At 59.9% G+C, this 26,210-nt stretch carries 22 protein-coding genes and 1 pseudogene; 14 read left to right on the forward strand and 9 right to left on the reverse strand.

Annotated features, from left to right (window positions below; all coding sequences use genetic code 11):
• Positions 1-84 precede the first annotated feature (84 nt).
• From AB8B33_RS31110 to AB8B33_RS31130, 5 genes are all read left to right on the forward strand, one after another.
• Positions 85-1,026, forward strand: coding sequence for an AraC family transcriptional regulator (locus AB8B33_RS31110; protein ID WP_113320804.1), 942 nt, complete (start codon positions 85-87; stop codon positions 1,024-1,026).
• A 311-nt stretch (positions 1,027-1,337) separates the two neighbouring features.
• Entirely contained in the window at positions 1,338-1,982 is a 645-nt protein-coding gene (locus AB8B33_RS31115; RefSeq protein ID WP_439018319.1) for a lysophospholipid acyltransferase family protein, read from the forward strand.
• A complete protein-coding gene (locus AB8B33_RS31120) occupies positions 1,979-2,926 on the forward strand; it encodes a phosphatidate cytidylyltransferase (protein WP_113320802.1) in 948 nt (315 codons plus the stop codon). Before AB8B33_RS31115 ends, AB8B33_RS31120 begins: the two co-directional genes overlap by 4 nt.
• A complete protein-coding gene (locus AB8B33_RS31125) occupies positions 2,926-3,321 on the forward strand; it encodes a hypothetical protein (RefSeq protein WP_439018320.1) in 396 nt (131 codons plus the stop codon). The genes AB8B33_RS31120 and AB8B33_RS31125 overlap by 1 nt, the downstream gene beginning before the upstream one ends.
• Positions 3,318-3,959 carry a CDP-alcohol phosphatidyltransferase family protein gene (locus AB8B33_RS31130; protein WP_439018321.1) on the forward strand — a complete coding sequence of 214 codons (642 nt, stop codon included), beginning with the start codon at positions 3,318-3,320 and terminating at the stop codon, positions 3,957-3,959. The genes AB8B33_RS31125 and AB8B33_RS31130 overlap by 4 nt, the downstream gene beginning before the upstream one ends.
• 39 nt (positions 3,960-3,998) lie before the next feature.
• Here the strand turns inward: AB8B33_RS31130 and AB8B33_RS31135 are convergent, their stop codons facing one another.
• Positions 3,999-5,324 carry an acetyl-CoA hydrolase/transferase family protein gene (locus AB8B33_RS31135; protein ID WP_439018322.1) on the reverse strand — a complete coding sequence of 442 codons (1,326 nt, stop codon included), beginning with the start codon at positions 5,322-5,324 and terminating at the stop codon, positions 3,999-4,001.
• A 546-nt stretch (positions 5,325-5,870) separates the two neighbouring features.
• Between AB8B33_RS31135 and AB8B33_RS31140 the strand changes: the two genes are divergently transcribed.
• The 7 genes and pseudogenes from AB8B33_RS31140 (at position 5,871) to AB8B33_RS31170 (ending at position 14,739) form a co-directional block, all read left to right on the forward strand.
• A complete protein-coding gene (locus tag AB8B33_RS31140; RefSeq protein WP_113320798.1) occupies positions 5,871-6,176 on the forward strand; it encodes a hypothetical protein in 306 nt (101 codons plus the stop codon).
• 485 nt (positions 6,177-6,661) lie between these two features.
• On the forward strand, positions 6,662-8,617 hold the full coding sequence (locus AB8B33_RS31145) for an SARP family transcriptional regulator (protein WP_439018323.1): 1,956 nt from the start codon (positions 6,662-6,664) through the stop codon (positions 8,615-8,617).
• 42 nt (positions 8,618-8,659) lie between these two features.
• The gene (locus tag AB8B33_RS31150) at positions 8,660-9,688 is read left to right on the forward strand and encodes a phosphatase PAP2 family protein (protein WP_439018324.1); all 1,029 of its coding nucleotides are present in this window, start codon (positions 8,660-8,662) and stop codon (positions 9,686-9,688) included.
• Positions 9,689-9,721: 33 nt separating this feature from the next.
• A complete protein-coding gene (locus AB8B33_RS31155) occupies positions 9,722-11,416 on the forward strand; it encodes a S8 family serine peptidase (RefSeq protein ID WP_439018325.1) in 1,695 nt (564 codons plus the stop codon).
• Between the two features lie 238 nt (positions 11,417-11,654).
• On the forward strand, positions 11,655-13,100 hold the full coding sequence (locus tag AB8B33_RS31160; protein WP_439018326.1) for an aKG-HExxH-type peptide beta-hydroxylase: 1,446 nt from the start codon (positions 11,655-11,657) through the stop codon (positions 13,098-13,100).
• Positions 13,100-13,921, forward strand: a pseudogene (locus AB8B33_RS31165) (ThiF family adenylyltransferase); the annotation flags it as partial. The gene AB8B33_RS31160 and the pseudogene AB8B33_RS31165, both read left to right, overlap by 1 nt.
• A gap of 329 nt (positions 13,922-14,250) precedes the next feature.
• Positions 14,251-14,739 (forward strand): DUF982 domain-containing protein, encoded by a 489-nt coding sequence (locus AB8B33_RS31170; protein WP_439018327.1) that lies wholly within the window; start codon positions 14,251-14,253, stop codon positions 14,737-14,739.
• 29 nt (positions 14,740-14,768) lie between these two features.
• Here AB8B33_RS31170 and AB8B33_RS31175 read toward each other — a convergent pair whose 3' ends face one another.
• Entirely contained in the window at positions 14,769-15,629 is an 861-nt protein-coding gene (locus AB8B33_RS31175) for a helix-turn-helix domain-containing protein (protein ID WP_439018328.1), read from the reverse strand.
• Between the two features lie 135 nt (positions 15,630-15,764).
• On the opposite strand from AB8B33_RS31175, the gene AB8B33_RS31180 reads away from it, so the two are divergent.
• A complete protein-coding gene (locus AB8B33_RS31180; protein ID WP_439018329.1) occupies positions 15,765-16,613 on the forward strand; it encodes an N-acyl homoserine lactonase family protein in 849 nt (282 codons plus the stop codon).
• Positions 16,614-16,880: 267 nt separating this feature from the next.
• On the opposite strand, the gene atzF is transcribed toward AB8B33_RS31180, so the two are convergent.
• The 7 genes from atzF to AB8B33_RS31215 all read right to left on the reverse strand — a co-directional run bounded on the left by atzF (position 16,881) and on the right by AB8B33_RS31215 (position 24,274).
• Entirely contained in the window at positions 16,881-18,707 is a 1,827-nt protein-coding gene (gene atzF, locus AB8B33_RS31185; RefSeq protein ID WP_439018330.1) for an allophanate hydrolase, read from the reverse strand.
• Positions 18,708-18,711: 4 nt separating this feature from the next.
• Positions 18,712-19,353: a cysteine hydrolase gene (locus AB8B33_RS31190; protein WP_439018331.1), complete on the reverse strand. Its 642-nt coding sequence runs from the start codon at positions 19,351-19,353 to the stop codon at positions 18,712-18,714.
• Positions 19,346-20,032 (reverse strand): cysteine hydrolase family protein, encoded by a 687-nt coding sequence (locus tag AB8B33_RS31195; protein WP_439018332.1) that lies wholly within the window; start codon positions 20,030-20,032, stop codon positions 19,346-19,348. The genes AB8B33_RS31190 and AB8B33_RS31195 overlap by 8 nt, the downstream gene beginning before the upstream one ends.
• Positions 20,029-21,177 carry an ABC transporter ATP-binding protein gene (locus AB8B33_RS31200; protein WP_439018333.1) on the reverse strand — a complete coding sequence of 383 codons (1,149 nt, stop codon included), beginning with the start codon at positions 21,175-21,177 and terminating at the stop codon, positions 20,029-20,031. The genes AB8B33_RS31195 and AB8B33_RS31200 overlap by 4 nt, the downstream gene beginning before the upstream one ends.
• 11 nt (positions 21,178-21,188) lie before the next feature.
• Positions 21,189-22,010: a carbohydrate ABC transporter permease gene (locus AB8B33_RS31205; protein ID WP_310381536.1), complete on the reverse strand. Its 822-nt coding sequence runs from the start codon at positions 22,008-22,010 to the stop codon at positions 21,189-21,191.
• Between the two features lie 4 nt (positions 22,011-22,014).
• Positions 22,015-22,914, reverse strand: coding sequence for a carbohydrate ABC transporter permease (locus AB8B33_RS31210; RefSeq protein ID WP_439018334.1), 900 nt, complete (start codon positions 22,912-22,914; stop codon positions 22,015-22,017).
• Positions 22,915-23,047: 133 nt separating this feature from the next.
• Positions 23,048-24,274: an ABC transporter substrate-binding protein gene (locus AB8B33_RS31215; RefSeq protein ID WP_439018898.1), complete on the reverse strand. Its 1,227-nt coding sequence runs from the start codon at positions 24,272-24,274 to the stop codon at positions 23,048-23,050.
• 443 nt (positions 24,275-24,717) lie between these two features.
• Here AB8B33_RS31215 and AB8B33_RS31220 point away from each other — a divergent pair, with 443 nt between their 5' ends.
• Positions 24,718-26,196, forward strand: coding sequence for an FAD-dependent oxidoreductase (locus AB8B33_RS31220; protein WP_439018335.1), 1,479 nt, complete (start codon positions 24,718-24,720; stop codon positions 26,194-26,196).
• Positions 26,197-26,210: the final 14 nt, after the last annotated feature.

The raw sequence follows: 26,210 nt of genomic DNA on the forward strand, positions 1-26,210 counted from the left end.
TGACAAGGCTAGACGGCTCACGCTGGTGTTTCTATGCTAGAAAATCCACAAGACATGACCGTTCGTCCAAATGACGAGGACTCGATGAGCGATGCACTGACGGAAATGATGCGAGGGCTTCGTCTGGATGGCGTCGACTACGGCCGCTGCCAGCCGTCTGCCCCATGGGCGACGGCGTTTCCGACCAAGGATGAAGCGCAGTTTCACTTTCTGGCAGCCGGAGAGGCATTTGTGCAGACGCCGGACGGGGAATGGATGGAAATGCGCCCGGGGGACGCGGTCCTGCTGCCGCGGGGCGATGCCCATGTCCTTGCAAGCGCGCCCGGTATAGTGCCGACGCCCGTCGAATCCATGCCGCGCAAGGCCGTCTGCGATGGGATCGTCGATCTGCAATGCCCCTGCGCCGATAGCAAGAACCTGCTGTTCTTCGCGGTCATGCGCTTCAATGTCGACAAGCGGCATCCCTTGCTGCAATTGATGCCCAATGTGATGCGGACAAGCGATCTCGCAGCCAGTGAGCCCTCCATCCCTGCCCTGCTCGATGCGATGATGCACGAGGTCGATATGAACCGCGTCGGCGCTGGCGGTATCCTGGCCCGGCTTGCTGATGTTCTGACCGCGACGATCATCCGCGCCTGGGTGGAACACGGCTGCGGCGATGCTTCCGGGTGGTTGACGGCCGTTCGCAATCCCGAGGTCGGGCGGGTCCTGGCGGCGATCCATCTCGACCCTTCCCATGACTGGACGGTCGAAGAACTCGCTCGCAAGATGGGCGCTTCCCGTTCTGGGTTCGCGGAGCGCTTTGCCAGGGCCGTTGGTGAAACACCCGCTCGCTACGTCGCTCGCATGCGCATGCACCAGGCGCATCAGTGGCTGCGTGAAGGACAGCGCGTGGCCGCGATTGCCGAGCGCCTCGGCTATGAATCGGAGGCGTCATTCAGTCGGGCGTTCAAACGCATCATCGGCGCCCCGCCCATGGCTTTCCGCGGGCGACCGCAGGATGGTCGCGCTTCCGCAATACCGTGATCTGTGAAGCACACAGCTTCGAAGCCGGTTTTTCTGACAGCCGCTTGACGACTTGCCACCGGCGGTGCTGCGCACGACCAGCCCACCTGATCCGGCTTCATCAGATAGGTCGGCATCAGATTGATCAGGCTTTCGGCGCCATGTGCTCAATTCGAAATCCAATCTTTGTCGTCCATGGAGATTGCACGTTCGGCTGGAGCCGGACGACCTGTCTACGCCTTTCGGCTGAAAACCCGCGAAGCTCCTTCCTTCCGCCGATGATAATGCTAGAGTTTCGGTTAGTGATCCGGCTAACATCAACAGAGTGATGAATGAAGGCTTTGCCTACAAAGGCCGCGGCGACGGTAATCGTACTGTTCGCGCGCGCGGTCACGGCGGTCCGCGCCGTGTGGCCCGAGGGAGGGCTGCCTTCCCGACCCTGCGTTTATTATGCCAACCACTCCAGCCATGGTGATTTCGTTCTGGTCTGGACGGTATTGCCGCCCAGACTGCGCCATCGGGCCCGTCCGGTCGCCGGAGCCGAATACTGGTTGAAGTCCTGGCTCAATCGCTTCATCGGCAGAGATGTCTTCAATGCGGTGCTGATCGCGAGGGATCGGGACAAGCGGACGGAAGATCCCGTCACTCAGATGGCCTCGGCCATCGATGCCGGTTCGTCCCTCATTCTCTTCCCGGAGGGAACACGAAACCAGTCCGATGCAAGGCTCCTCCCGTTCAAAAGCGGCATTTTCCATCTGGCTGTGGCGCGCCCTGATGTCGATCTCGTGCCGGTCTGGATCAGTAATCTGAACCGCGTCATGCCAAAGGGTGAGATCGTTCCGATACCGCTGATCTGCACAGTTACCTTTGGCAGCGCTTTGCAGATCGCGCCGGGCGAAGACAAAGATGTTTTTCTCGAACGGATACAGGCTGCTCTCCTGGCCCTGTCTCCGAACACTATAGGCGGTGGGGAATGAGTGGCGCGAATTCCGATCTTATGACGCTCGTAGCCGGGATCTTCGGCGTGCTTATCGTTGCGTCAGTCATCGGTTACATATTGCAGCAACGCCTCTCGCCGAACGGTTCGAATGCGGCTGTCGAAAACCTCAACGCGCGGATCAAGGCGTGGTGGGTCATGGTCATCCTGATTGGCATTGCTTTCATAGCGGGCCGTATCGGCGTCTTGATCCTGTTCGGCTTTTGTTCATTTGCCGCGCTTCGCGAATTCGTAACCCTCATCAATACAAGAAGGGCGGATCATTGGGCGCTTGCGGCAGCCTTCTTCGTCGTCGTTCCGATCCAGTATTTTCTGCTCTGGGCTGAACAATACGGCATCTTTTCGATCTTCATCCCGGTCTATGCCTTCCTGCTGATGCCGATCATCTCGGTACTCCGAGGCGACACGGAGCGCTTTCTCGTTCGCATCGCGGAAGTACAGTGGGCCCTGATGATCTGCGTCTTCTGCGCTTCCCATGTGCCGGCTCTGCTGACCTTAAAGATACCGGGATATGAGGGCCGCAATGTGCTGTTGATCGCCTTTCTGGTGATCGTCGTCCAGCTCAGCGATGTCCTGCAATATGTCTGGGGCAAACTGTTCGGACGCACGAAGATTGCGCCAAGACTGTCGCCCTCGAAAACGGTCGAGGGCTTCGTCGGCGGGATCATCAGCGCGACGCTGATTGGAACGGGCCTCTGGTGGATTACACCATTCGCACCGCTTCAGGCAGGGCTTCTCGCCTTGGTCATCACGCTGATGGGCTTCTTCGGAGGCCTGGTGATGTCGGCGATCAAACGCGACCGAGGTGTCAAGGACTGGGGCCATCTTATCGAGGGCCACGGCGGGTTGATCGACAGACTGGATTCCGTCGTCTTCTCGGCGCCTATCTTCTTCCACCTCACGCGCTATTGGTGGTCATTGTGATGCCTGCTGTACTGCAACGTCTTTTGCGCAGCGGAGTGGTACACGTCCTGTTCGCTTTTCTGGCGATGGGCAGCTGGGCCATCTTCGCCAATCGCGCTCATGTCATGCCAGCGCCGCTCGTTGCCGGTCTTGTGCAGGGGACGATATCGGCCTGCCTGACGCTTTTCCTGAAATCGGTAATCGACTGGCTTTCCAGCCGCTTCAGCGGTTCAACACGATTTTGGGCGCCGCCGCTGATTGCCTGCCTTGGTTCGGCCAGCATTCTCGCGGCGATCCATGCGGCAAGCGGCACACCGGAGATACTCCGAACCATCGCGCTGCCGCTGCTGGTGTCGACGACTTATGCAGCGATCTACAATTATTCGATCTCCGCAAGACGAGGTTTCGACACATGATGGAGACAGGAGACAGGAGACCTCTGGCGAGCCGCAATACCCGCTGGGCGGGCGCAATTGCCCGATGGATGGCCGCGCGGGCCATAACGCCGAACCAGATCTCGCAAGCCAGCATGCTGGCGGCAGCAATCGCCGGCAGCATTTTCTATCTGGCGGGACAGACGACAGGCCTGCCGCGTGCCGGCTACCTGCTGCTGGCTGTTCTATTCTGCCAGGCACGCCTTCTTTGCAATCTGTTCGACGGCATGGTCGCAGTCGAAGGCGGAAAGGGAGAGGCTGACGGCCCTTTCTGGAACGAGTTTCCGGATCGCATCGCCGACCTGATGATATTCGCCGGCGTCGGGTATGGTATCGGTATGCCAGGACTGGGCTGGGCGGCCGGAGCCTTCGCCGTGCTGACAGCCTATGTCCGGGAGCTCGGTCGCGCCACCGGCAATCCCAGCGATTTCTCCGGCCCGATGGCCAAGCAGCACCGGATGGCGATGATCACGGCGGCGGGACTAGCATCGCTTCTCGAGCCATTATGGGGCGGGCAGAACCAGATCCTGACGATCGGTCTCTGCGTAATAGCCGTGGGAGCAGCCCTTACAGCGATCCGCCGCTCGAAAACATTGGTAACGCGCCTCAAGCATCGCTGACGAGGTGGATCAGTTTCTAGCCGCCGAACGACGTTAGAATTAGGAGAGCCCTGCCCCGCGCGCTGCCCGGTCCAGCTCCCCGCGAAAATCGGGGTGGGCCAGCCCAATCAACGCCCTTGCCCGCTCCGCCACGGACTTGCCCTTTAGGTTCGCCCATCCATACTCCGTAACGACGATGTGCGTGTCGTTACGCGATGTTGTCACTGGTCCGGTCAGCGTCGGAACGATGCGCGAGAGCGTGCCCTTCGCCGCGGTGGAATGACAGGCGATGATCGATCGTCCCCCGCGAGAGGCATACGCGCCGCGCACGAAATCAACCTGACCGCCGGACGCACTGAACTGCCTGCCGTTCACGAACTCGGAATTGCACGCGCCGTTCAAATCGACCTGCAGCGTCGCGTTGACCGACACCACCCGATCATTCTGCGCGATGATGAAGGGATTGTTCACATAATCGACTGGGTAGGCCTCAACTGCCGGGTTGTTATTCAGGAAGTCGTAAAGGGCTTGATCTCCGAGCGCAAAAGTGAAGATGGACCGCCCGGCATGTATCTGCTTGCGACTGTTGTCGACCACGCCCGCCGTGACCAATCTGGCGAGGCCCGGCGTCATCATTTCCGTATGAATGCCGAGGTGGCGATGCTGTGAAAGCCCCGAGCACACCGCATCAGGCAAAGCACCGATACCCATTTGCAGGCAGTCGCCATCTTCCACCAGGTCGGCGATGATCGCCCCGATGGCATCATCCACCTCATTGCGCTCAGCGGCGAGCAACACAGGCAGGCTGACGTCGTTTTCAACCAGCGCTGTCACGCTTGATACAGGGATCATGCAATCGCCCCGCACATAGGGCATATTGCTGTTGACCTCGAGGATCAGGCGGAGCCCGGGCTTTCGCGATACCGTGAGCGCATAGTCGGTACTGGCACCAAGGCTGAAATTGCCATCGGCGTCCATCGGCGAGACGGTTGCAATCAACGTGTCCACACCGACATGCTCGACCATCGAGCGCGGCACCTGGCTGAAATGGCAGGGTACCAGGTCGACCGCGGGCAGCGCCTCCGCCAATCTCCTCTTGTCGAGCGCACGCTCGACGCCTCCATGAAAGTAGCTCATTGGGACGATCAGGTCGCGCAGCTCGAATTCGAATACACTCGTGCCAGCGACGCCAGTGCAAAGAAGATAGTAGAGCCGCACATTCTCGACGGCTCCCACACGGGCCCGTTCAGCAAGCGCCGCAAGGATAGCGGGTGGCTGACCGGCAGCGAGTGGCATCGCGACCCTCGCGCCGGACGGGACCATCGTGACCGCCGTGTTTGCAGATGTCAGCCGTTCGCGATACAGCCTCTGATGGATCGTCGTCATTGGGCCCTCCTCCCAGTGCACATTTCAGAACAATTCAGTATCCAGTGCCATGCTCACAACCTTATCGGCATTTGCGACCGATGCAGGCGCTTTCGTCTGCCACAGAACACTCTATAAAAAGCGCCCAGCGCGTATTTTTTGCAAGGCTGGGCGCAGCGACGCCGCCTCGAGCGAGCTTTCGTCGGTGCTGTTTTGGTCGCAGCTTTCGCCAACGCACTGGCGATGCCACTGCAAATTTGGATAAGGACGCTCGAGCACACGCGGCGGCACTCTCGCAAAGCCGCGCTCACTGCCAGAATTCTGAATCGGGTATGCGAGGCGTCCTAACCGCCCGAGGCGAAGGTCGGCGGTCGATGTCCAATATAAGCCCGGCGCCTCCGCGGACCATGGAAGCCGAAATTGGCGACCGTCCCGCCAATGCCGGCTACGGGTCAACCATCGCGGCCGGTCATCGATCGAGAGAGGATGGTTTGCACGTAGTTTGAGTTGACCGACCTCGATGGCTAGACGACAGTTGTAACTCGCAGCAAGGCAGGAGGAAATGCGATGGACGAGCCAGATCGGTGGCGCCATATGGAAAGCGCCCCGAAAGACGGGAGTCGGATCTTGGTCACGATCCGCTCGTCTGAACAGGGGCCGGCAGAAGTTGACCTCGCGTATTGGTCGAACGGCGATCAGTTCGGTGGGGAGGGCTGGCGCGCCTCTGATTCCTCCCCCGGACACATCATCGAATATGCTGAGCCGGAATTGAAGTGTTGGATGCCGATGCCCGCGGCAAACCTCAGCCGCAGCTCGATGCCCTCGCCCTGGGAAGGCGACGACACTGAGCAGCTCGACGGGTCGGGGATTTAAGAACTCGCGCTAAAAGACAATGGTTTCTGCCTCCGCAGAAGAGGTTCAGATTGCCGTCGACTGCAACAGGGATTCCGCCTGCGGCCCGCATCGGTCCAGCCTTCCGAAGGCGCAACGGCAAACCGATGTTCACACGTGCCATCTCCCGCGAAGATTAATGCGCTCCGCTTCTGTGTGTGGCGTCCCGGTGGTCAACCGTTTGTTTCGACCATGTTGAAATGATCATAGAGCGCAATCGCTCTTCAAATCGCGCACCGCTTCACAAACCTTTTTGGCCGCTGCCTGCACCTGCGCATCTCAATCTGACAGAGCTGAACATAGTCGTATTTTTCCCAAGATCGATCCCACTATTCTCTGTGAATAGTTGGCAGCCTTTGGCGACGCCTGCAAAGTGACGTCGCCTAAACAACATTCCTTTGACGCTGCTTTGACGGTGGGGTGCTACGGCCAGTTTGCGAAGTTATGCAGAGGGATTTCAGCCGGTTATGCTTCAGTTCAACCATCGCCAAAGTATCGATTTGCCTTTTGGAGTTCCGGTTTCCCTTATCGGTTGCTTGCCAGACGCCGCAGTTGTGGCAGACTGGCCTGCGCATGCTAGGTCTTCGAGCTGCCAAACCAGCACATCGGAGGCAACGGGGGCGGGGCCGGTGGATTGCATGGACAAGGAGCAAAATCCGTTTCGGATGTTCCTGCTCGGGCCTTTCGCCCTTGTGGACGCCGGAGGTCGGTCGGTTACTCCGAAATCAAAAAAGGCCCAGGCTCTTCTGGCGATGCTTGCATTGTCCGCCCGTGGCTCGCGCTCGAGAATCTGGCTTAGGGACAAATTGTGGAGCGATCGCTCTGACGACCAGGCGGCAGCTAGTCTGCGCCAGGCTCTTTTCGACATTCATAAGACTCTGGGGCCAGCACGTAATCTCTTGATTACGGATAAGAATACCGTTTGGCTGGATATGGATCGACTCGTACTCGACACCGACTTGGTGGTTCGGGCGGAGCGGTCCGCGGATCAAATCACTGATGAATTGCTCGAAGGTATCGACATCCGCGATCCGGAATTCGAGGACTGGTTAGCGCTGGAACGGCAGAACTGGTATCGCCGGCTCGATGAAGGACAAGTCCATGATGTATTCGAGCCGCGACAGCAGCCGAGCCGCGATATCGCCAAACATTCCGCCCTGCTGCCGCTAACAGGCGCCCCGGATGTGCCGAGGCCAGGCAAACCCACGGAAACCACCGGCAGCGGCCCAAATCCGCGGCGGGCTTCCGGTGACTGGCGATGGGTGATGGCGCTTCAGTCACCCATCGTGGTGGGCGCTGGAGAGGGCGGACAAATTGCTGCGGCACGATTCCGGAATCTCATTGCAAAAGCCGTCATCGACGGGCTGGCCATTGGCGTCACCGACCTCTCCTTCACCCTGCCGGATATTGAAGAGAGTGAACAGCAAATCAGCCTTCCGATATGCCTACAGCTTCGCGTGACGTTTGACGGTGACATGGTGCTGATCGAACTGGTGATGAAGCACCTGATCAACAACCGTATTCATTGGCTGGGCAGTCAGGCAATCAACCGCACGCAGTTCGAGCGGGGCGAATTCGGCACCGCCGCTGCGCTGATCAGCCAGGCCATCGATCAGTTGGCCTATTTCCAGGAGACCCAGGCAAACGACAGCCGATTGTCGCAAGACGGTCTCCTGATCGACGCTGTCAATGCGATCTTTCGGCTGTCGCGCAGCGATCTTGATAACGCCGAGCGGCGCCTGGAAGAACAGATCCAGTATCAACCGCGGTCATCGGCTTTTGCCTGGCTGTCATTCATCCGGACTTTCCAGGTCGGCCAACGTTTCAACGCGCTCGACGCGCATCTGATCGAGGAGGCCCAGGCCTATGCGCGCAAGGCGCTGGAACTCGATCCGCAGAATTCGGTGTCGCTCGCACTCGTCGGCCACGTCCATTCGTTCCTGTTCTGCGAATATGACTACGCGGCCAACCTGTTCGAAAAATCGATCCGCCTGAACCCCGCCCTGCCGCTCAGTTGGGATCTCTACGCCATGCTTCATTGCTATGCAGGCCAGCCCGACAAGGCTGTGGCCATGGCGCGTTGGGTGCAGGAGCTCGGCGTCTACAGCCCGCATAAATATTACTTCGATACGACCAAGTGCATTGCAGCGGCGCTTGCAAGCGATCATGCCACGGCCATAGCTGCAGGCGAAGAAGCTCTGCGGGCGCGGCCGAACTTCAACAGCCTGCTGCGCTATCTTGCCTCCAGCCATGCCCATTCCGACGATCTCGGCGGCGCGCGCCATTACCTGCAGCGGCTTGAGGCGGCCGAGGGCGGCTTCTCCATCAATGCCTTTCGCGGCAGCGGCTATCCGCTGCTCAACACAGGTGGCGGCCAGATCTTGATCGACGGCCTGCTTAAGGCGGGCGCTAAGCTGCGCTGAACCCCGGACAATTTCTTCAGAACTTCGCGCAAGGAGGCTGCAATGGAAGCGGACACTACCCCGGACCTACAATCAAAAATTGTTTCATTTCTAGACAGTTATAAATTCAGGATTGAGCCGGATACGGTTCTTCCATGCGAACCGAGGGGCGATGCGAGCGCTAATCCCCTCGCCGGTGCATCGCCGGCTGCGCCTGATGCGGCTTCCGAACCTGCGCTTTTCTTCGGTACGGATGAAGATGCATCTCCCATGGCCGGGCCCGTGATGGCGACGATGGCCGTAGCCTCGGTACTCAACAAGAGCGTCGCTAACAAGTCGGTGCTCAACAAGGCGTCTCTGAACAAAAACAAGAATAAAAATAAGAACAAAAACAAGAACAAGTCGACGATGGACGGCGCCAGTCTCGGCGTATCGCAACTTATCCCCTCCTTCGAACTGCGCAGGCTGCACCAGCAGCCGTCACGCAACGCCTATACCGCGGCGCGACGCTTCACCTGGGAAATGCTGGATATACTTCCACCGCCCGGCCCGGATTATACCCGCCTTGAGACGACGGTGCTGCTTTCCATGCAGCGCCGCGACCGCGAACGTGTGCGGCGCCTGCCCGACATCCAGATCGAAGCGACGATCTCCGTGGCGGAATTCACCCGCGCACTGCATATCGAGGATCTCGGCGGCTTCGAGCAGACGGAAGGCCTTTTCCAGGCGATCCTGACGGCCTGCGAATATGTCGGGCTGATCTACAAAAGCCAGTTTAACCGGCTGCGGCCACACCAGTTCGAGCCCATGCTGCGGCCGCTACTGGCCGTGCCTGGCCACGAGTCCTATCCCAGCAACCACTCGTTCCAGTGCTTTTCTATCGCCTTCGCATTCTCGACGATCCTGCCGGAACATCCGGCCACCGACGAGCTTGCCCGCATCGCCCAGAACGTCGCCGAAAACCGCGAATGGGCCGGCCTGCACTATCCGAGCGACACGCAGGCGGGGCGAGATCTCGCCCGACGCTTCGCTCCCTACCTCCACGACGCGTTCGGTCCTCTGTTCCAGGCCGTACACGACGAATGGGTCTGAATTCGCCAGCTGCTGCTCAACAGGATGATAACCATGACGGATCAAACACAAATGCCTGAGCCCGCGCCGATCGACTACTATTATCTCTGGCACCTGACTGCCCTTGGCGTCGTCGACGCGGAATACGGATCGGCTCCGCCTGCTCCAGCGGCACTCGATGCGAGCGCCGTACGCGCGCTCCCCGATCCCCTTATCACCGGCACGGTCTGGGATGCCATCGCTTCCGCCGGCCCGTTGCGACCGGCACGGGTCGCGCTGATCGATGTCGGCGTATCTCCGGATCATCCCAATCTGGCAACCCGGCTTGACCGGGAAGCGTCAATCGATTTGACGACCCATCGTTACGGCGCGCGCGTGCTCGAAATTCTCGATACGACCACGTCCTTTGACCGTGAGGAAAGACATGCCTTCTTCGCCGGGCTCAACATCGCTCCGCTTGGCAATATCGGCCTTTCGAATGACGACCGGGACTATCTCAGTGACCTGGTTGCTGAATATGCCGCGTCGGAGGGGGTTCTCCGGCGGCTCTACAATCCGGAATCGCTGTTCGCATCGCATGGTACCTGCTGCGCGGGGCTGATTGTCGGCGAACCCGCCGTTGTTGCGGAAGAAGGCACACCAAGCCTCCCGCCGGAAGGAGCCTTCTACGGGAATGGTGACGAGCTGCGTACGAGCGGCAATCGCAATGTCATCCCCTATTTTGGCGTTGATCCTTTCTCAAGGCTCATCTCGATCAGAACGTCCTTCGAAGACGATGTCAGGCAGTTCATTGCGGCCTTTCTTTATGCCTATCATCAGAAAGCTGACGTGATCGTCTTGCCGCGCGGTCTGCCTGACCCCAAACGCAGCATTGTTGATCCGAAGAACGAGCTGAAGGCGGACCTGGAGCTATGGAAAAACCAGGATGCCGCCAACTTGTTCACGCGCATTGCCGTTGCTGATCAGGGTGGGCCTGAACTGGAGCCGAAAGCCGCGCAGGAAGGATCTAATCCGGATCGCCCATGGCATATCCTCAAGCAACTCATCCTCGCCATCAGCCGGCACATCCCGATTGTCTGCGCCGCAGGAAATAGTGGCGAAAGCCAGTTGATCTATCCGGCAAGTCTTGCCGCCGATAACAACGGCATCATTGCTGTTGGGGCCGTTACCGTCGAAGGTTTCCGTTCGGGTTACAGCAATTACGGCGAAGGATTGACGGTTGTCTCCCCCTCTGACGATGGTGAGGTCTTCAACAGGCATCAGTTGCGCCTCGACCGGCTTTCTCCATTTGCGGCGCAGCACGACTACGGCGCTTTTCGAGCGCGGGAATACTACTATTCGCACTTCTCGCTGCTGACGACGGACCTGTCGGGGATTTTCGGCTATAATCATGGCTCCGATCCGTGGTCTGCCATCGTGCCGTTCGGAATCAATCCGGGCATCGGGGGCGGATACTACACCACTTTCGGGGGCACCTCAGGCGCGTCGGCGCAGGTGGGTGGGCTATGCGCCCTGATACAGCGGGCCTACAAGAGCCGCCACAATCCCGCTGACCGCCTCTCGGGGCCTCATGTGAAGTCAATTCTGAAGGCCGCATCGCGCCTGGACGCCATTGTCGCGCCCGGAACGAGGAAACTGACGGCGGATTGCATGAATGCCGAAAGCGAGGACGCACTCGATATGGCCTATTTCTTTGGGTCAGGCCTGCCGAACGCGCGGGCGGCAGTACAGGCAGCTCTTGCCATCTGACCCCCGGGGATGCTTTTCCATAATTCCAAGCCTCCTCTATCGAGGGGGCTTTTTCTTTGTTTGCGCCTTTTTACGGATTTTTAACGCGGTACTGGCGGGCAAATGACGCCCTTGGGCAATAGTGCCTCTCAACAGACGACGCACACCGTTCCGATGCCGGACGAAGCGGCCCCAACCGGGGCATCTTCACCCGAGATGCAACCTGATCCGCCCGAAGACAAACTCACGGAGGCTGTTGATGTCCGCGACCCGCATTCAACAATTGGCAGATGAGGCGCGCCACCTGCTCAAGGGCAATCCCTTGATGGCAAGTACCGTCTCCCGGCAGCGCGTCGCAACTCGCAACCTTTTGAAGCGACGCTTCCAATATGGCCGTACGCTCGCGGCGACTTCGAAGCTCGCCGATTGTTCGGTCGGGGTACAGGCGCTGGCGGGCTATTTCCCCGGCCTTGCAGATGATGGATACGCTCGCCTGCTCGAGCTTTCGCCAGCGGTCGCCGGATCGGTCAGCACCGACCCTTACCGTTCATCCGTGCTTGCAGCCTGGATGGGTGGGCTCGCGCGCAGTCTGGAATGGCAGGCGGGCAGCCCCAATGAGCAGATCGTCCGCCGCTATCTGCAGACGGATCTGATCGCATCGGATCTTCAACTCGAACGCCAGCCGGCATGCCGGCTTTCCTGCGGCATTGGCCTCGTCCGCATCGAGAGCCCGGCGTGGAGCCATGTCATGCAAGCCCTCCTCCGCCAATCTATGCCGGACTACCCCGGTCCCGACGACCCCATCACGGGCGATGCGGAATTGGACCGCGTCGCCGACCATCTGGAGAAGGCCTTCGCCTTGATCGCGGAACTGGACGTGTACGGCTATCAGCGTTTGATCGCCTGCCTGCACACGCTTCACGTTGGCGTGCGGCGTGAACCGTCGTGTTCCTTCTCAAGTTCGAACGAATTGCCGGGCAGCGCGATGATCGCCCTTTCAAGAGAAAGATTGCGCGACGACGATCATGCCGCGACAGCGGCCCAACTGCTTCACGAGGCGGGGCATGTCCTGCTGGGGTTTTATACGACCTCGGCTGCGGCATCCCTGCCTGGCGAGTTCCGGTATATCTCCCCATACGAGAACGACCTACAGACGCTCGAGAGCATCCTGCATACGGCCTACGCCATTCCCTGGGAGTGTGCCTTCCGCATGGCATGCCTATCCGCCGAGGTGGATCCTGAGCACCGCGCCCTGAAGACGGCATTCACAATCGCCTATGCTGCGCGGCAAATCCCGCTCATCGATATCGCTCGGAAAGGAATCGAACGTCTCGGCGGCGATGTCCTCCTCGACCTCCCAGACATCGCCGCCATTCCTTCCTGGAGTGGCCGGATCCTATTCCTCGTAAGCCAGTTGCTTGCCGAAGAGCCCGTTGCACACCGCCAGGCTCACCTTGCCGAGCGCCAACGAGTTCTCGATCGCCAAGCCTGGAACATCGGACAGGTGCTTCTGCGCGGCAAGGAGCCGATCGATCCGCGGATGGGTCAGCGAGAGATCGATGACAGCGGCGACAATGTCTGCCTCTGGTACGATGGCAGATTTCACGTGATCACGAAGGCTGCCGACCATGCAATGAGCAAGGATTACGGTCGCTGCGCCGAGACGACCCGTGTAACTGCGCCCAGCGAGATGGAGGCGATGTGATGGTCAATTCTCGGTCTAAACGATTGTCAGCGGCGGCTAGCGCGTCCGTCGATTTCCCGAACCCCTTCGCCCACAGCTTTGGGCGGGGCGGCAGAGGGGCTCTGTTCACCGGCAATAGTGCTGATGCTGTCGAGGAACAGAGCCCCAATGTTACCAGTGCTGCATTCGGCGCGTCGTCGTGGGCATCCGATATGCCGGCGGAGAACGAATATGTCTCCGCAGCAATCGATCACCACGACACCTTCCTGACGCCTCTTTGCCATCGGCAACGCGACTTCGCGCGGTTTCGCGAAATCGACTTCGTCATCATCGGATGCGGCGGCGTCGGCTCGCAGATTGCCATCCAGCTTGCGACCCTCGGCGCGCGCCATTTCCTTCTCGCGGATGCGGATCGTATCGGCGAGAATAACTTAAGCGACCTCCCTTGGGCGGGAAAAGCTGACCTCGGCTGTCTGAAGACAGACAAGCTGGCGACTTATCTGGCTGCACGGTTTTCTGCCAAGGTCTTTGCACTGCCGGAAACTGCGGAAGGGGCTGCTGCGCTTCGGTTGATCGCAGACTATGCCCATAACCCGTTCGTCATTCTCGCCGGCGAGGATTCCCCTTCGGTAGGGAAGTTCGTGGCAGCCGGTCGCGCATCGGCAGCCGGCATGCCGCCCTATTTGCAAGCGAGCCGCTACGGAGACTATCGCACCACCAGTTCCGCTGTCGTGGTGCATGCCGTCTCGCAGATCGCTCAACAATGCCTTTCGAAACACTCTGCCTCGCCAGGACTCCGATGGATAGCCGACCTCAAAACCGATCAGGGCGAGTTCCGTTCTCCTTTCAAAAACCTCGCAAGTGGAAGCCCGTTCGTCGCTCCTGGAGGCGCCAAGAAGGAACCTGTCGAAATCGCTGATGCCATCAATCCGGCGGCGCCGCATTCACAGATGTGGTCGCTCGCGCCATGTTCGCTCATCTGCGATGCTGGCGAAACTGGCGGAATGAATGGTGAGCTGACGATATCAGAAGCTCTTCGTGATCCGCTGATCGCCATGGTGATGCGGGCCGACGGCGTAACCAGCGAAGAATTGAAGCAACTCCTGGAGACAGCAGCCCGTAAGGTCGAAACGAATCTGTCTGACGAAGTTCAGGAACAATGAGATTCGATATGATGACAAATTTCCCAACGATAATTCTTGCTTTTGCGGGAGGTAAAGTTCGCAAGGTGATCCGTACCGCTCGCGAGGCTGCGCCACTGCTGCTGAATGAATGGCCCACCGACGATGGCGAGGAATTCTTCACGGCGGTGAGAATCTGTTTGGAGGTCCTTACCGGAAATACCGAACCCGAGAACTTGCACGAGGCAATCGTCCGCGCTGCATATGAAGCGGGTATTGCTGCGATCACGACTGATCACCGCCTGGGTATCCTCAGGATCTATCCGGTTGCCGAGGTCCACCGCGCATGCGCTCCTCGCAATCCCGCTCCCGTCGAACCGCTTTCGCTATTGCTATCAGGGCGCCGACGGCGGCAGCGAAAATGGTTGGGGCGATCCAAAAGGCATCGATCGGAAATGCATCGGGATGTTTCGAATGAAGGTGAAACTGCCCACGTATCTCTTCGCGATAACCGGAATGAGAAGGGCAAGATATTGTGATTTTCCGAAGCTCATCGACCTGCGCGAAGCTATGCTCGCCCTGTTGGGCTCGTCCCAAAACTCTCGCGAAACCGGCGGGAGAAGTGTGAGCGCGACACGTAGCCCGCAGCCTCGGCGGCGGCGATTGCCGTAGCGCCAGATGTGATTGCATGTTGCGCGGCCTTTAGACGCTCGCGCCGCAAGATTGCGCGGAAGGAGGTGCCGTCTGCGGCCAATCGACGTCGTAGCGTGGATGCTCCAATTCCAAGTTTTCCTGCGACATCAGAAACGTTCCAAGCCTCGGAAGGAGCCGTTGCGATCAGCCAGGCAATGTCGTCCGACAGGCTCTGTTTGAAGAGCGGTCGCGCCTCGGCAAGTGGCCGCAATAGCGCCAGAACCTCTGTCAGCCTCAGCCGTTTGATCGTTTCGCCGACGCTGACATCGGCGATCGTGGATGCTGCGTGGCAAATCGTCTCGACGAGATCGATGCTCAGCGGCACGGCGTCGAGATCGACGGCACTACGGGCGCGCTCCGCAACGGAGAGCGGTGGAATGCCCGCCGGCAGGAACGGCACATCGAGCCGCAATGCTGCATAGACGCCCGTTTTATCGTTCGGAATGTTGACCACGTCCATCGGCACATCACCGGGCAAGACGAAGAGCGAGCCGGCCGAAAAGGACCGAGTGCGATCGCCAAGCCACACGTCCTTTTGGCCATAGAGCACGACGCAGATCATCGGACAATCAAGTCGAAGAGCTGCCACCCGTTCGCGGTCGAAGCAGCAATAGGCGAAAAGCTGCCCGCCATAGGGATGCATCCCAACATCGAGCTTTCCCGCCACCATGGGGCGGAGTCGATCGAGCAGGCGTTGGGAAAGCTCGGAACGTCGGTCGCGGATCATCATGTTCATAAGCGCAATCTATGAGAAGGCGCGGCAAGAAAAAATACCGCCGGTGAGCGTTTCGGGCCCAAGTGATCACAAATCTGGCGCATGCCTTGTGGCGAGCGGCGGCACAAGAAGGATCTTCAAGACAAGGAGACCTTCATGAAGACCTTCAAATTTGCGCTTGCCATCGGGGCAACGGTCGCATCGCTGTCCTTCGCTTCCACGCCGACACGCGCTGCTCCAGACCTTGAACTCTGGCGTCTCGACTGCGGCGACGTCATCGTCAAGGATTTATCGATGTTTTCCGACACCTTCGCTTTTGCCGGCAAGAAGGGCGAGCTGACGGATAGCTGCTACGTTATCCGCCACGGCGGCGACTACCTTCTTTGGGACACCGGGCTTCCTGCCGGCATCATCGGCAAGGCACCCGATCAGGATGCGCCGATCGGCGTCTCGCTCAAAACCGACATCCCGACCCAGTTGAAACAGATCGGCATCAAACCGGAGCAAATCGCAACCGTCGGCATCAGCCACAACCATTTCGACCATCTCGGGCAGGCTGCGACCTTTTCGAAAGCCACGCTTATGATCGGCGCTGCCGATTGGCAGACTTTTCACGACAATCCTCCGCCCTTCGCGGTCGTACCGGATCTCGTCAAACCCTGGCTCGATGGCAAGGCGAAACTCGACCTCGTGACGGGTGACCGTGACGTCTTCGGCGACGGTTCAGTGATGATGCTGTCGATGCCTGGTCATACGAAAGGGGAAGCCGCCCTCCTGGTAAAGCTTGCAAAGATGGGGCCGGTCCTGTTGTCCGGCGATGTCGTGCATTTCGAGGATAATCTGGCCACCCACGGCGTGCCGGGTTTCAATGAAAACCGTGCCGACACGCTCGCATCGATGGAACGCCTCGAAGCGGTTGCAGCCGGGCTGAACGCAACGCTCGTCATCCAACACGACCCCACTCATATTTCGCGCCTGCCGGCCTTCCCCGAAAGCGCAAGATAGGCGACGCGATCGCCATCGGCACATAATCACAAATGCCACCGGCGTTGACATGCCGGTGGCAGCAACACGGTCGGGCTCGCCAACATCGTTCCCTTGGCAACCGGAGGCCGGCCATCCCTCCTTCACCTCCAGCGGTCTTCTCGGGCTCGAGGTGCTCGGCACTAACGCTCCTTTCGCCCTTTTTCATGCGCTTCATTGAAGCTCGATGTGCGATGGATCCGACGTTCGCATCATCATGGACCCGGCGAACAGGCCACTGGATCGTTTTCAGGCGCTTTGCGCGCAATAGGCACGCCAGCCGCCATAACCAGTGATATCCGGCTGGCCGGCGACGGCCGCACTTTCACAGAGAAAGCCGGTCACCTGCGAACCGTCGTCGAGCGTCAGCTTGCCGACGCCGAGCGGCGCGGGAATGCGACCGATGAAATCGCCGAAACCGGCAACCGGCAGGGCCCAAATCTCGATGGCGATCGGCGCACCGCCTTCGGCGCGGATCAGGCCCGGTTTGGCCGGAACAGCTGCGGTCAGCGCGTAGAGCCTGTAGTCGCTGCTGGTGGCGGTGGACCGGCAGAAAAAGCCGCCGCGTTCGACAAGTTCGTGGTTGAGCGGCATGCCGGAAAGATGGGCACCGACCACGGCGATCTCCCGATAGCCTTCCGGCAGCGGCTGTTCGACGACTTCCGGATACGGGTTGTCGAACTTGGCCAGCTTGAGGCCCGTTGCCTTGTGGAAGGCGGCGGCTATGCCGGCTGCGCGCGCCTCCTCGAAACCCGGGGCCAGGAACGTGACGCCGAGCGGCAGGCCGTCCTTGCGGAAGCCGTTGGGAACGGCAATACCGCAAAGCCCCATGAGATTGACGAAGTTCGTATAGATGCCGAGCTTGCTGTTCAGCTCGATCGGGTTCGCGGCGATCTCCTCCTTTGTGTAGATCGTCGGTGTCGTGGGCACCAGCAGAACGGCGATGTCCTTCCATACGGCGCGCGTGTCGCGCTTGAGTTCGGCGATGCGATGGATTGCCGCGAAGGTGTCGATGGCGCTGAAGTTGCCGGATTTCGAGAGGATCTGCCGCGTTACCGGATGGATTGCATCCCGATACTTCTCCAGCACGCTGTCGAGGCTGAGCGCGCGTTCGGAAATCCAGGGGCCGTCATAGAGAATGCGTTGCGTTTCCTCGAAGGGCGTGAAATCCACCTCGACCTTCTCGCCGCCCATGGCGATCAGCCGTTCGACAGCTTTGCCGAACAGGCGCTCGGCTTCGGCGTCACCGAAAAAACGAAGCGCATCGCCGGCCGGCACGCCGAAACGGAAGTGCGGCGGCGGCGCGACGGGAGTGAGCTGCACCTCGTCGGCTTCCGGCTTCGAGAAGGGATAGGACGGGTCATAGCCCGCCATCAGCTTCAGCACGCTCATGCCGTCCTCGACCGTCAGCGAGAATACGGAGAGCGTTTCGATGGTCTTTACGCAGCCGCCGCCGGAAACACAGGCATTGCTGACCAGACCGGGCGTCGGCTTGATGCCCACGATGTTGTTGAAGCCTGCGGGTACGCGCCCCGAGCCGGCGGCATCGTTGGCGATGGAAAAGCTCGAAAGCCCGGCGGCCACGGAAACGCCCGAGCCCGAGCTCGACCCCCCGGAAATATAACGCTCGTCGAAGACTGAGGAACAGGCGCCATAGGGTGTGCGCATGCCCACCAGACCGATGCCGAACTGGTCCATATTGGTCTTGCCGATGAGAAGCGCGCCAGCCTCGAAAAGCCGGTCGAGCGCCTGGCCGGAGGAGTGGGCAACATAGGCGGCTTCCTTGAGCGCGTTCGTCGTCGGCAGGCCGACGATATCGTTGCAGTCCTTCACCGAGAAGGGGATTCCCCAGAGCGGTCGTCCATCATGGCCGGCCGCTTCCAGCTCGGCTGCGGCCTTGAGCGCGGTTGTGCGCGGCACGAGATAGGTCCAGACGTGGTCGTCGCCGCGTGCTTCTATGCGGTCGTAGATGGCGTTGACGACGCGGGTCGGCGTCAGTTCACCGGTAGCATAAGCCTTGCCGAGCGTGGTGAGATCGAGGCTGCCTGTGGCGTCGGACCAGGTGATTTCTGACATGATGCTACTCCTGAATTGTCGTTAGTGCCGCCAGGACGTCGGCGGTGGCGGCAACCGTGCCGAAAAGGCCGTTGCCGAACGTTGTGATGCGCAATTGCGTGCTGTGGCGCAGGGGTGAGGTGCCCTTGCAGGCATCCGCTACCGTCAGGCACTCGAAACCCATGTCGTTGGCCGCCCGCTGTGTGGCGTGAACGATGCCTTCGGTCGGAAGGCCGGTCACGAGCAGGTTGCGCACGCCGCGCTGGCGCAGCTCATCCTCGAGCCCCGTGCGGAAAAATGCGTTGTCACCACCATGATCGACGAGGATTGCGTTATCGGGCAGCTCCAGCATTTCGCTCAGCGCCCATTCGGCAGAATGTCTAGCGGGAACATGATCGCCGAGGAGACGACGGCGAGCCGCCATCGCGCTTTCGGACGGATCTGCACCACGGCGGGCGGCAACGACGGCAAGGCCGGCTTTCTTGGCCCCTTCGAGCAGTTCCTTGGCGGCTTCGAGCTCCGGCCCGGCCGACAGCGCGGCGATGTTGCCGTTCTGGAAGCCGAGGAGCAGAAGCGCGGTGTCTGTCGCCGACCAGACCCCGTCAAAGGGCCAGGAATAGGGATTGGCGGCGATGGCGCCGAAGTTTTTCATGTCGCGCTCAGCCATCGAGCATCTCCAGCATGGCCTTGAACGCAGCCCGGTCGGAGACGCCGCCCCAGCGCCCGCCGAATGCCCCAAGGATTTCGATGGTCGCCTCGTGATTGGGTGTTTCGACCGCCGCCGTGCAGTCTTCGAGAAGCACGCACTCGATGCCGTATTCGAAACCGTCTCGCAGGGTGGATTGCACGCAACAATCCGAGGTGACACCGGTAACGACAAGGCGAGAGATGCCGCGCTTTTTCAGGTCGTCCGCCAGTTCCGTGCGGTGGAATGACGACTTGCCCGGCTTGTCGATCACCAGTTCTCCCTCGACGGGACTTAGTTCGGGAATGATCTGCCAGCCCGGCTCGCCATGCACCAGGATACGGCCAGTCTTGCCCTGATCGCCGATACCGAGCCCATGGACGCGGGTGCGCCATTGCTTGTTGGCATGCAGGTCCAAAAGATCGGGTCGGTGTCCCTCTCGGGTGTGAATAACGGTGATCTCCGCCGCCCGGGCAGCCTCGAGGACATCGCGGATCGGCGCGATGACGGAGCGGGTGTTGGAGACATCCTCGCCGAGTTGGTCGACCCAGCCGCCGGGGGCGCAGAAATCCACCTGCATGTCGATGATGATGAGCGCGATCTCCGCCCTTGAGACGGGACCGCCGAGCGGCCAGAAGCCGCCGGTTGCCGGACTCGTCACAAGGTTACTCCCGTTTGCGCATCAAAAACGAGGATGGACGCCGGATCGATGGTGAAGGACACGCTCTCGTCGCGGCTGATGCGATGGCTGCCGTCGATCATGGCCTTCAGCTTCGGCGACGACTTCATCACATCGCGTTCGTCCTCGATCATGTCGGCATGGCCCATGGCGATCTCGCCAGAATCCAGATGCAACAGCAGGTCGGCTCCCAGATCCTCGACGAACAGGACCCTGGCGGAGAGGGTTCCCGGTCCCGTCGAGCCCGTGGTCACTTTGAAGGCTTCCGGGCGGATGCCGGCGACGACCTTGCCGCCAATGCGTCGGGCCAGCCGGTCCGCCGAGGCCGGAAGCGGGAGCAGGAAGGGGCCGATCTGCAAGGCCGGTGCGCCATCGCGACCGACGAGGGTCGCCTCCATGAAATTGATCGGCGGCGAGCCTATGAAGCTCGCGACGAACATATTCACCGGATTGTCGTAGAGCTTGCGAGGGGCATCGAGCTGCTGCAGTGTTCCCTTGTTCATCACGGCGACGCGATGACCCATCGTCATCGCCTCCACCTGGTCGTGCGTCACGTAGACCGTGGTGACCGCCCGCATACGCTGCAGCCTCGAGATCTCTGTCCGCATCTGGCCACGCAGACGAGCATCGAGGTTCGAAAGCGGTTCGTCCATGAGAAAGGCGTTGGGCGAGCGAACCAGCGCCCGCCCCATGGCGACGCGCTGGCGCTGGCCACCAGAAAGGCGCGCCGGCTTCCGGTCGAGGAATTCCGTCAGTTCGAGCAGCGCAGCCGTTTCGCGAACCTTCTCCGCCACCTCCTCGGGCTTGGCGCCGCGAACCTTCAGTCCGAATGCGATATTTTCGCCTACGGTCAGATGCGGATAGAGCGCGTAGGACTGGAACACCATGGCGATATTGCGCTCGCGCGGGGCAAGATCGTTGGCGACGGTATCGTTGATCCGGAGCGTGCCGCCGGTGATCTCCTCAAGGCCCGCGATCATGCGCAGCGCCGTGGTCTTGCCACAGCCCGACGGACCGACAAGCACCATGAACTCACCGTCGTTGATCGAGAGGTTAAAGTCCGTCAGCGCGGCAGATTTGCCGCCCGCATAGGTCTTGGACACGTTCTGAAACGAAATCTGGGCCATGGATCTGGGTCCTACTGTACGCCGTTCGTTGCGCCCTGAACGAAGTAGCGATTCATGAACAGCGCCATCAGGACAATCGGAATTGTTGAGAAATGGGCGAGCGCGCCGAGCGTGCCCCAGGTGATGTCCTTGGTACCGTAGGCGGTCAGCAACGCGACCGATATCGGCTTGGAATCGAGTGTCGTGAGGAACATCGGATGAAGGAAGTCGTTCCAGGAAAACATCATGCAGAACAGGGCGCAGGCGATCATGCCTGAACGGGTGGTCGGCACAGCGACCTTGAGGAAGGCACCCATCTGCGTGCAGCCATCGGTCAGTGCCGCCTCTTCCATATCGGGAGGCAGCGACTTGAAGTAGGAGAACATCATCCAGGTCACGAAGGCACAGTTGAGCATGGTGTTGAAAACGATGACCGCCCACCAGCTTCCGAGCAGGCCGATGTCCCGCATGAGCAGATAGAAGGGGATCAGGGCGGCGATTGCCGGGATCATGCGGATCGCCAGAAAGAAATAGGCAAAGCCCGCGGCATACCTGGACTTCGACCTTGCCAGGGCATAGCCCGCGGGAGTGCCGAGCAGCAGCGACAGAAGCGTCGTACCGATGCTGATGACAAGCGACGAGCGCACCAGCGAGAACACGTCGAAAGCCGCAAAGGCCTTGCGGAACTGGTCGAGCGTTGGCTCGAAGAACAACCGCGGCGGCACGGAGAAGATCTGGTTCGAGGGCTTATAAGCCGTGGAAATCAGCCAGCATACCGGCAGCAGGAAGAGCACGGTAATGGTGAGAATGGTGGTCCGCTCGAGAAAGACGCGTCGTTTGGAAACCATGGCCATCGCATTACTTCCCATTGATCCGTACATCGGCGCGGCGCACCACCAGCATCAGCGCGGTCGCCATCAGCGCTATAAACAGCAGTGTGACGTTGCCGACCGCCGACGCATAGCCGACATTGAAGAATTGCAGCCCTTCCTTGACGCCAAGCATCATCAACGTGTTCGTGGCGTCGTCGGGTCCGCCCCCGGTCGTGACGAAGACGGAATCGAACACACGGAAGGCGTCCATGCTTCTCAGCGTGAGCGCCAGGAAGACCGATGGCAGCATCAACGGCAGGATAAGCATCCGAAAGCGCTGCCAGGCCGTTGCGCCATCGACCAGGCCCGCCTCCAGCACGTCTGCCGGCAGCGCTTTCAATCCTGCGAGCAGGATCAGCGCCATCAGGGGCGTCCATTCCCAGCAATCGATGAGGATCAGCACCCAGAGCGCCGTGCTGCCGTCCGTCAGAAGGCCGCTACGCGGCCCGATCCCGGCCTCTGACAGGAAGTAGCCGATCATGCCGTAGTCCGCACCGAGCAGCGCCTTGAAGATCAGGCCGACCACCAGCGGGGTGATCGTGGCGGGAATGAGCAGGAAGGCAAGGACGATGCGATTGAAGCGACTGTCGCGCCACAGCAGCAGCGCAAGGCAGAAGCCGAAAACCAGCTGCAACCCGACGCTGAAGATCGTGAACTGAAAGGTATTGAGAATGGCCTTGCGGGCCGACGGATCCGAGAAGATGTCGAAGTAGTTCTGGAGGCCAACGAACTGGGTGCGGGCCGGGCGCAGAAGATGGTATTTATAGAAGCTGTACCAGATGCCCTGTCCAAGGGGCCACAACCCTACAGCTGCGACATATATGACGGCCGGCGCTGCCATGAGAGATAGGAAAAACCTGCGGCGGTCTGAGAAGCTGTAACGCACAGGTCAACGCTCCACTCTAAATTCGGCAGGTCCGGGGAACAGCCAGCGCCTGTCATATGGCTCGCAACTTTACTCAGGTTGCATTGAAGGTCGGCCCGCCACCCTTTCCTCGGCTGGCGGGCGTCAAAGTCTGTCAGAACAGTTTTTCGGCTGCCGCCTGGGCTTTGTCCAGCGCATCCTTCGGCGTAACCGAGCCAGAGAGCGCCGAGTTCACGGCAGTGCCAAGCAGATCCTGGATTTCCGGATACTGGGGAATGCGCGGGCGGAATTCGCCATTGCCGTGCTCATAAGTTTCCTTGAGAACCGGCAGGAAGTCGAATTTCGCGTTGAGATCAGGGTCATCGAGTTCGCTCTTGCGGATGAAGCCACCTGCCCCGAGCATATTGAATTCCTTGTGGACCTTCTTGCTGCTGATCCACTTGATAAAAGTCCAGGCAGCGTCCTGCTTGGAGGCGTCGATGTCGGCATTGATCGACAGGCCCCAGCCGCCGACGCCGTATTGCGGCGTCATGCCCGTTGCGACCGGAGCGACCGAAATACCAACCTTGCCGACCACGTTGGAGACCTTCGGATCGGAATAGGACGTCGCACCGACGGACCATGTCTGCATGAAGGCTGCGAGCCCCTGACGGAAACTTTCTTCGCGGCCGCCCCAGTCATATTCGATTGCGCCGGGAGGTGCGGCCTCCGTGAAGAGCTGCTTGTAAACCTCGAGGCTCTTGATATTGGCTTCGGAGTTCAGCGCCGGTTGGCCATCCTTGTTGAGAATGGAGCCGCCAAGCTGATTGTTATACTGCATCCAGTCCTGCGCGACCGCAGGCCCCTTCTGGCCATTGGCGACAAAGCCATACTGCTTCTTGGACGGGTCGTTGAGTTTCAGGGCGTCCTGAACAAGTTCTTCCATGTTTGCCGGCGGCTTCAGACCGGCCGCTTCCAACAAGTCCTTGCGATAGGCCAGAACGTTGGCATAGGCCGCAAGCGGATAGGCAACATATTTGCCGTCATATTGCCCGAGGGATTCAAGGATCACCGGATAGATATCGTCGAGATCGAGTTCCGCCGCGTCGCGCTTTACCCTGTCGGTCAGGTCAACTGTATACTTGTTCTCCGCATAGGCGCCGGCCCAAACGATGTCCATGGTGACGAGGTCGTAGCCCTTGGTGTCGCCAATGAAGTCGGCGGTCGTCTTGGTCAGCAACGTGCCATAGTCCATGATCTCGACCTTGACGTCCGCGCCCGTCTCCTCCTTGAAGGCGGGGGCGAGTGCCTGAAGGACGTTCGCGAAGCCGTCGTTCATGGAGGCAATCGTCAGCGTTACGCCATCGAGCGACTTCGCCTCGGCATAGGCAGTAGAAGCCATGAGCGCGAGCACCGATACCGCCAGCCTGCCTGCTTTAATGGTCATGCATGGTGAGGATAGTTTCATCATGGATCGCCAACCCCTTCTGTTTTTGAACCGGATGAAGGCAGGTTAGCTATGACCGCACTCAAGTCAAACAAAAATTCACATCCATCACAAAAAACATACCGAAGTCTATCTCTCTGATTAATCCTTTTGCAGGATGACCAATGCGTAGCCGCGATCTGATTTATTTTAAGGCAGTAGCATCTAATTTTTCATCTTATTGTTTTTGCTAAGGTATTTTTCCACTCTATATTTCCCCGTTTCGTTCTCAGAAGGGAGCCGCCGTTTGTGTTGCGAAGAAGAGTGCGTGTGCGAAAAAAATGAAAACAACACAATCAAACACTTTACAACTTTCCCCCTCTCGATACCTTGGTGTCGTTTCCCGGAGAAATGTCGCCATGCAGCCATCGCCAATGGATGTTTCAGCCCCACACCGCCCCGCATTTGGTGCCGCGGCCGTTGCCGCACTTGAAGCGCAGGTTGCGCGCGACCTCACAACGATAGAAGTAGGCCTGCGCGAGTGGGTGCCGGAACGACGCCGCACATCCGGCGAGGCGATATCAGATGTCGTCATCGTGGGAGCAGGTCTCTCTGGCCTGTCGGTTGCCTTTGGGCTGAAGCGGCAGGGCGTCCAGCGCATACTCCTCATTGATGCTGCACCGGAGGGCCGCGAAGGACCCTGGATCACCACGGCGCGCATGCGCACATTGCGTTCACCCAAGACCCTCACCGGGCCGGATCTCGGAATTCCGTCATTGACCTATCGGGCCTGGCACGAGGCCACATATGGGCCGCAACATTGGGAGACGCTGGACAAGATCGATCGGATCGACTGGATGGCATATCTCGGCTGGTTCAGATCGGTCCTCGCACTGAATGTTTACAACGATACAAAACTGATCCGGATCGAGCCCGATGAAGGGCATCTGCGCCTCCTTGTGGAACGAGAAGGGGCGCTAGGAGAGCTTTCCTGCCGCAAGGTCGTGCTGGCCACCGGCCTCGAAGGGGCCGGCAGCCTGAACGTGCCGGGCGCAATCCGCGAAAACCTTCCACGTCAGCACTGGACCCATAGCGGTGATGAGATCGATGCCGGCTTCTTTGTCGGCAAACGGATCGGCGTGCTCGGTGCGGCCGCATCCAGCTTCGACTGGGCGGTCGCGGCTCTCGAGGCTGGCGCTGAATCCGTGACGGTTCTGGCGCGCTCGACTGTCCTGCCTCGCACGGAACTGCTTGATTGGTCGAATTTCCCCGGCTTTCTCAACCATTTCGCCGATCTCGATGATCACAGCCGCTACAGATTTACCCGGCGGATGTTTGCCTTCAAGACACCGCCGACCAACGAGATGTTCAACCGCGCCATGGCACATGAGGCGTGCCGGCTGGTGACGGGCGCCCATGTGCGGTCGGTCGCCATGGAGGGCGAGAAGATTTGCATAGGAACAGCCGCCGGCGATTTTCGGTTCGATCACCTCCTGCTCGGCACGGGCTATCGCGTCGATCTTTCATGCCGGCCGGAGCTTTCCAACCTGATCGGTTCGGTTGCGACATGGGAGGACCGCTTCATCCCGAACGAGGGGGAGGATGACCGCGATCTCCTGGCCTACCCCTATCTGGGCCCGGCTTTCGAATTCCTGGAGAAGACGCCGGGCTCTTTGCCGATGCTCGCCAACATCCATGTCTTCAATAATGCGGCGGTCCCGAGCCTCGGGCCTGTATGCAACGGCATCACCGGACTGAAATCTGGCGTGCCGAAACTCGTTGCCGGCATTTGCCGCGGCCTCTTCAAGGCCGATATCGAGCATTTCTATCAATCGCTCGACGGCTACGACAAGATCCATTTCCAGCCGGAATATTGCTTCGATGGCGGCGCTGCCTGAGGCGCCGGCCCGTC

Source organism: Rhizobium sp. 768_B6_N1_8, from assembly GCF_051811225.1.
Classification (GTDB): domain Bacteria; phylum Pseudomonadota; class Alphaproteobacteria; order Rhizobiales; family Rhizobiaceae; genus Rhizobium.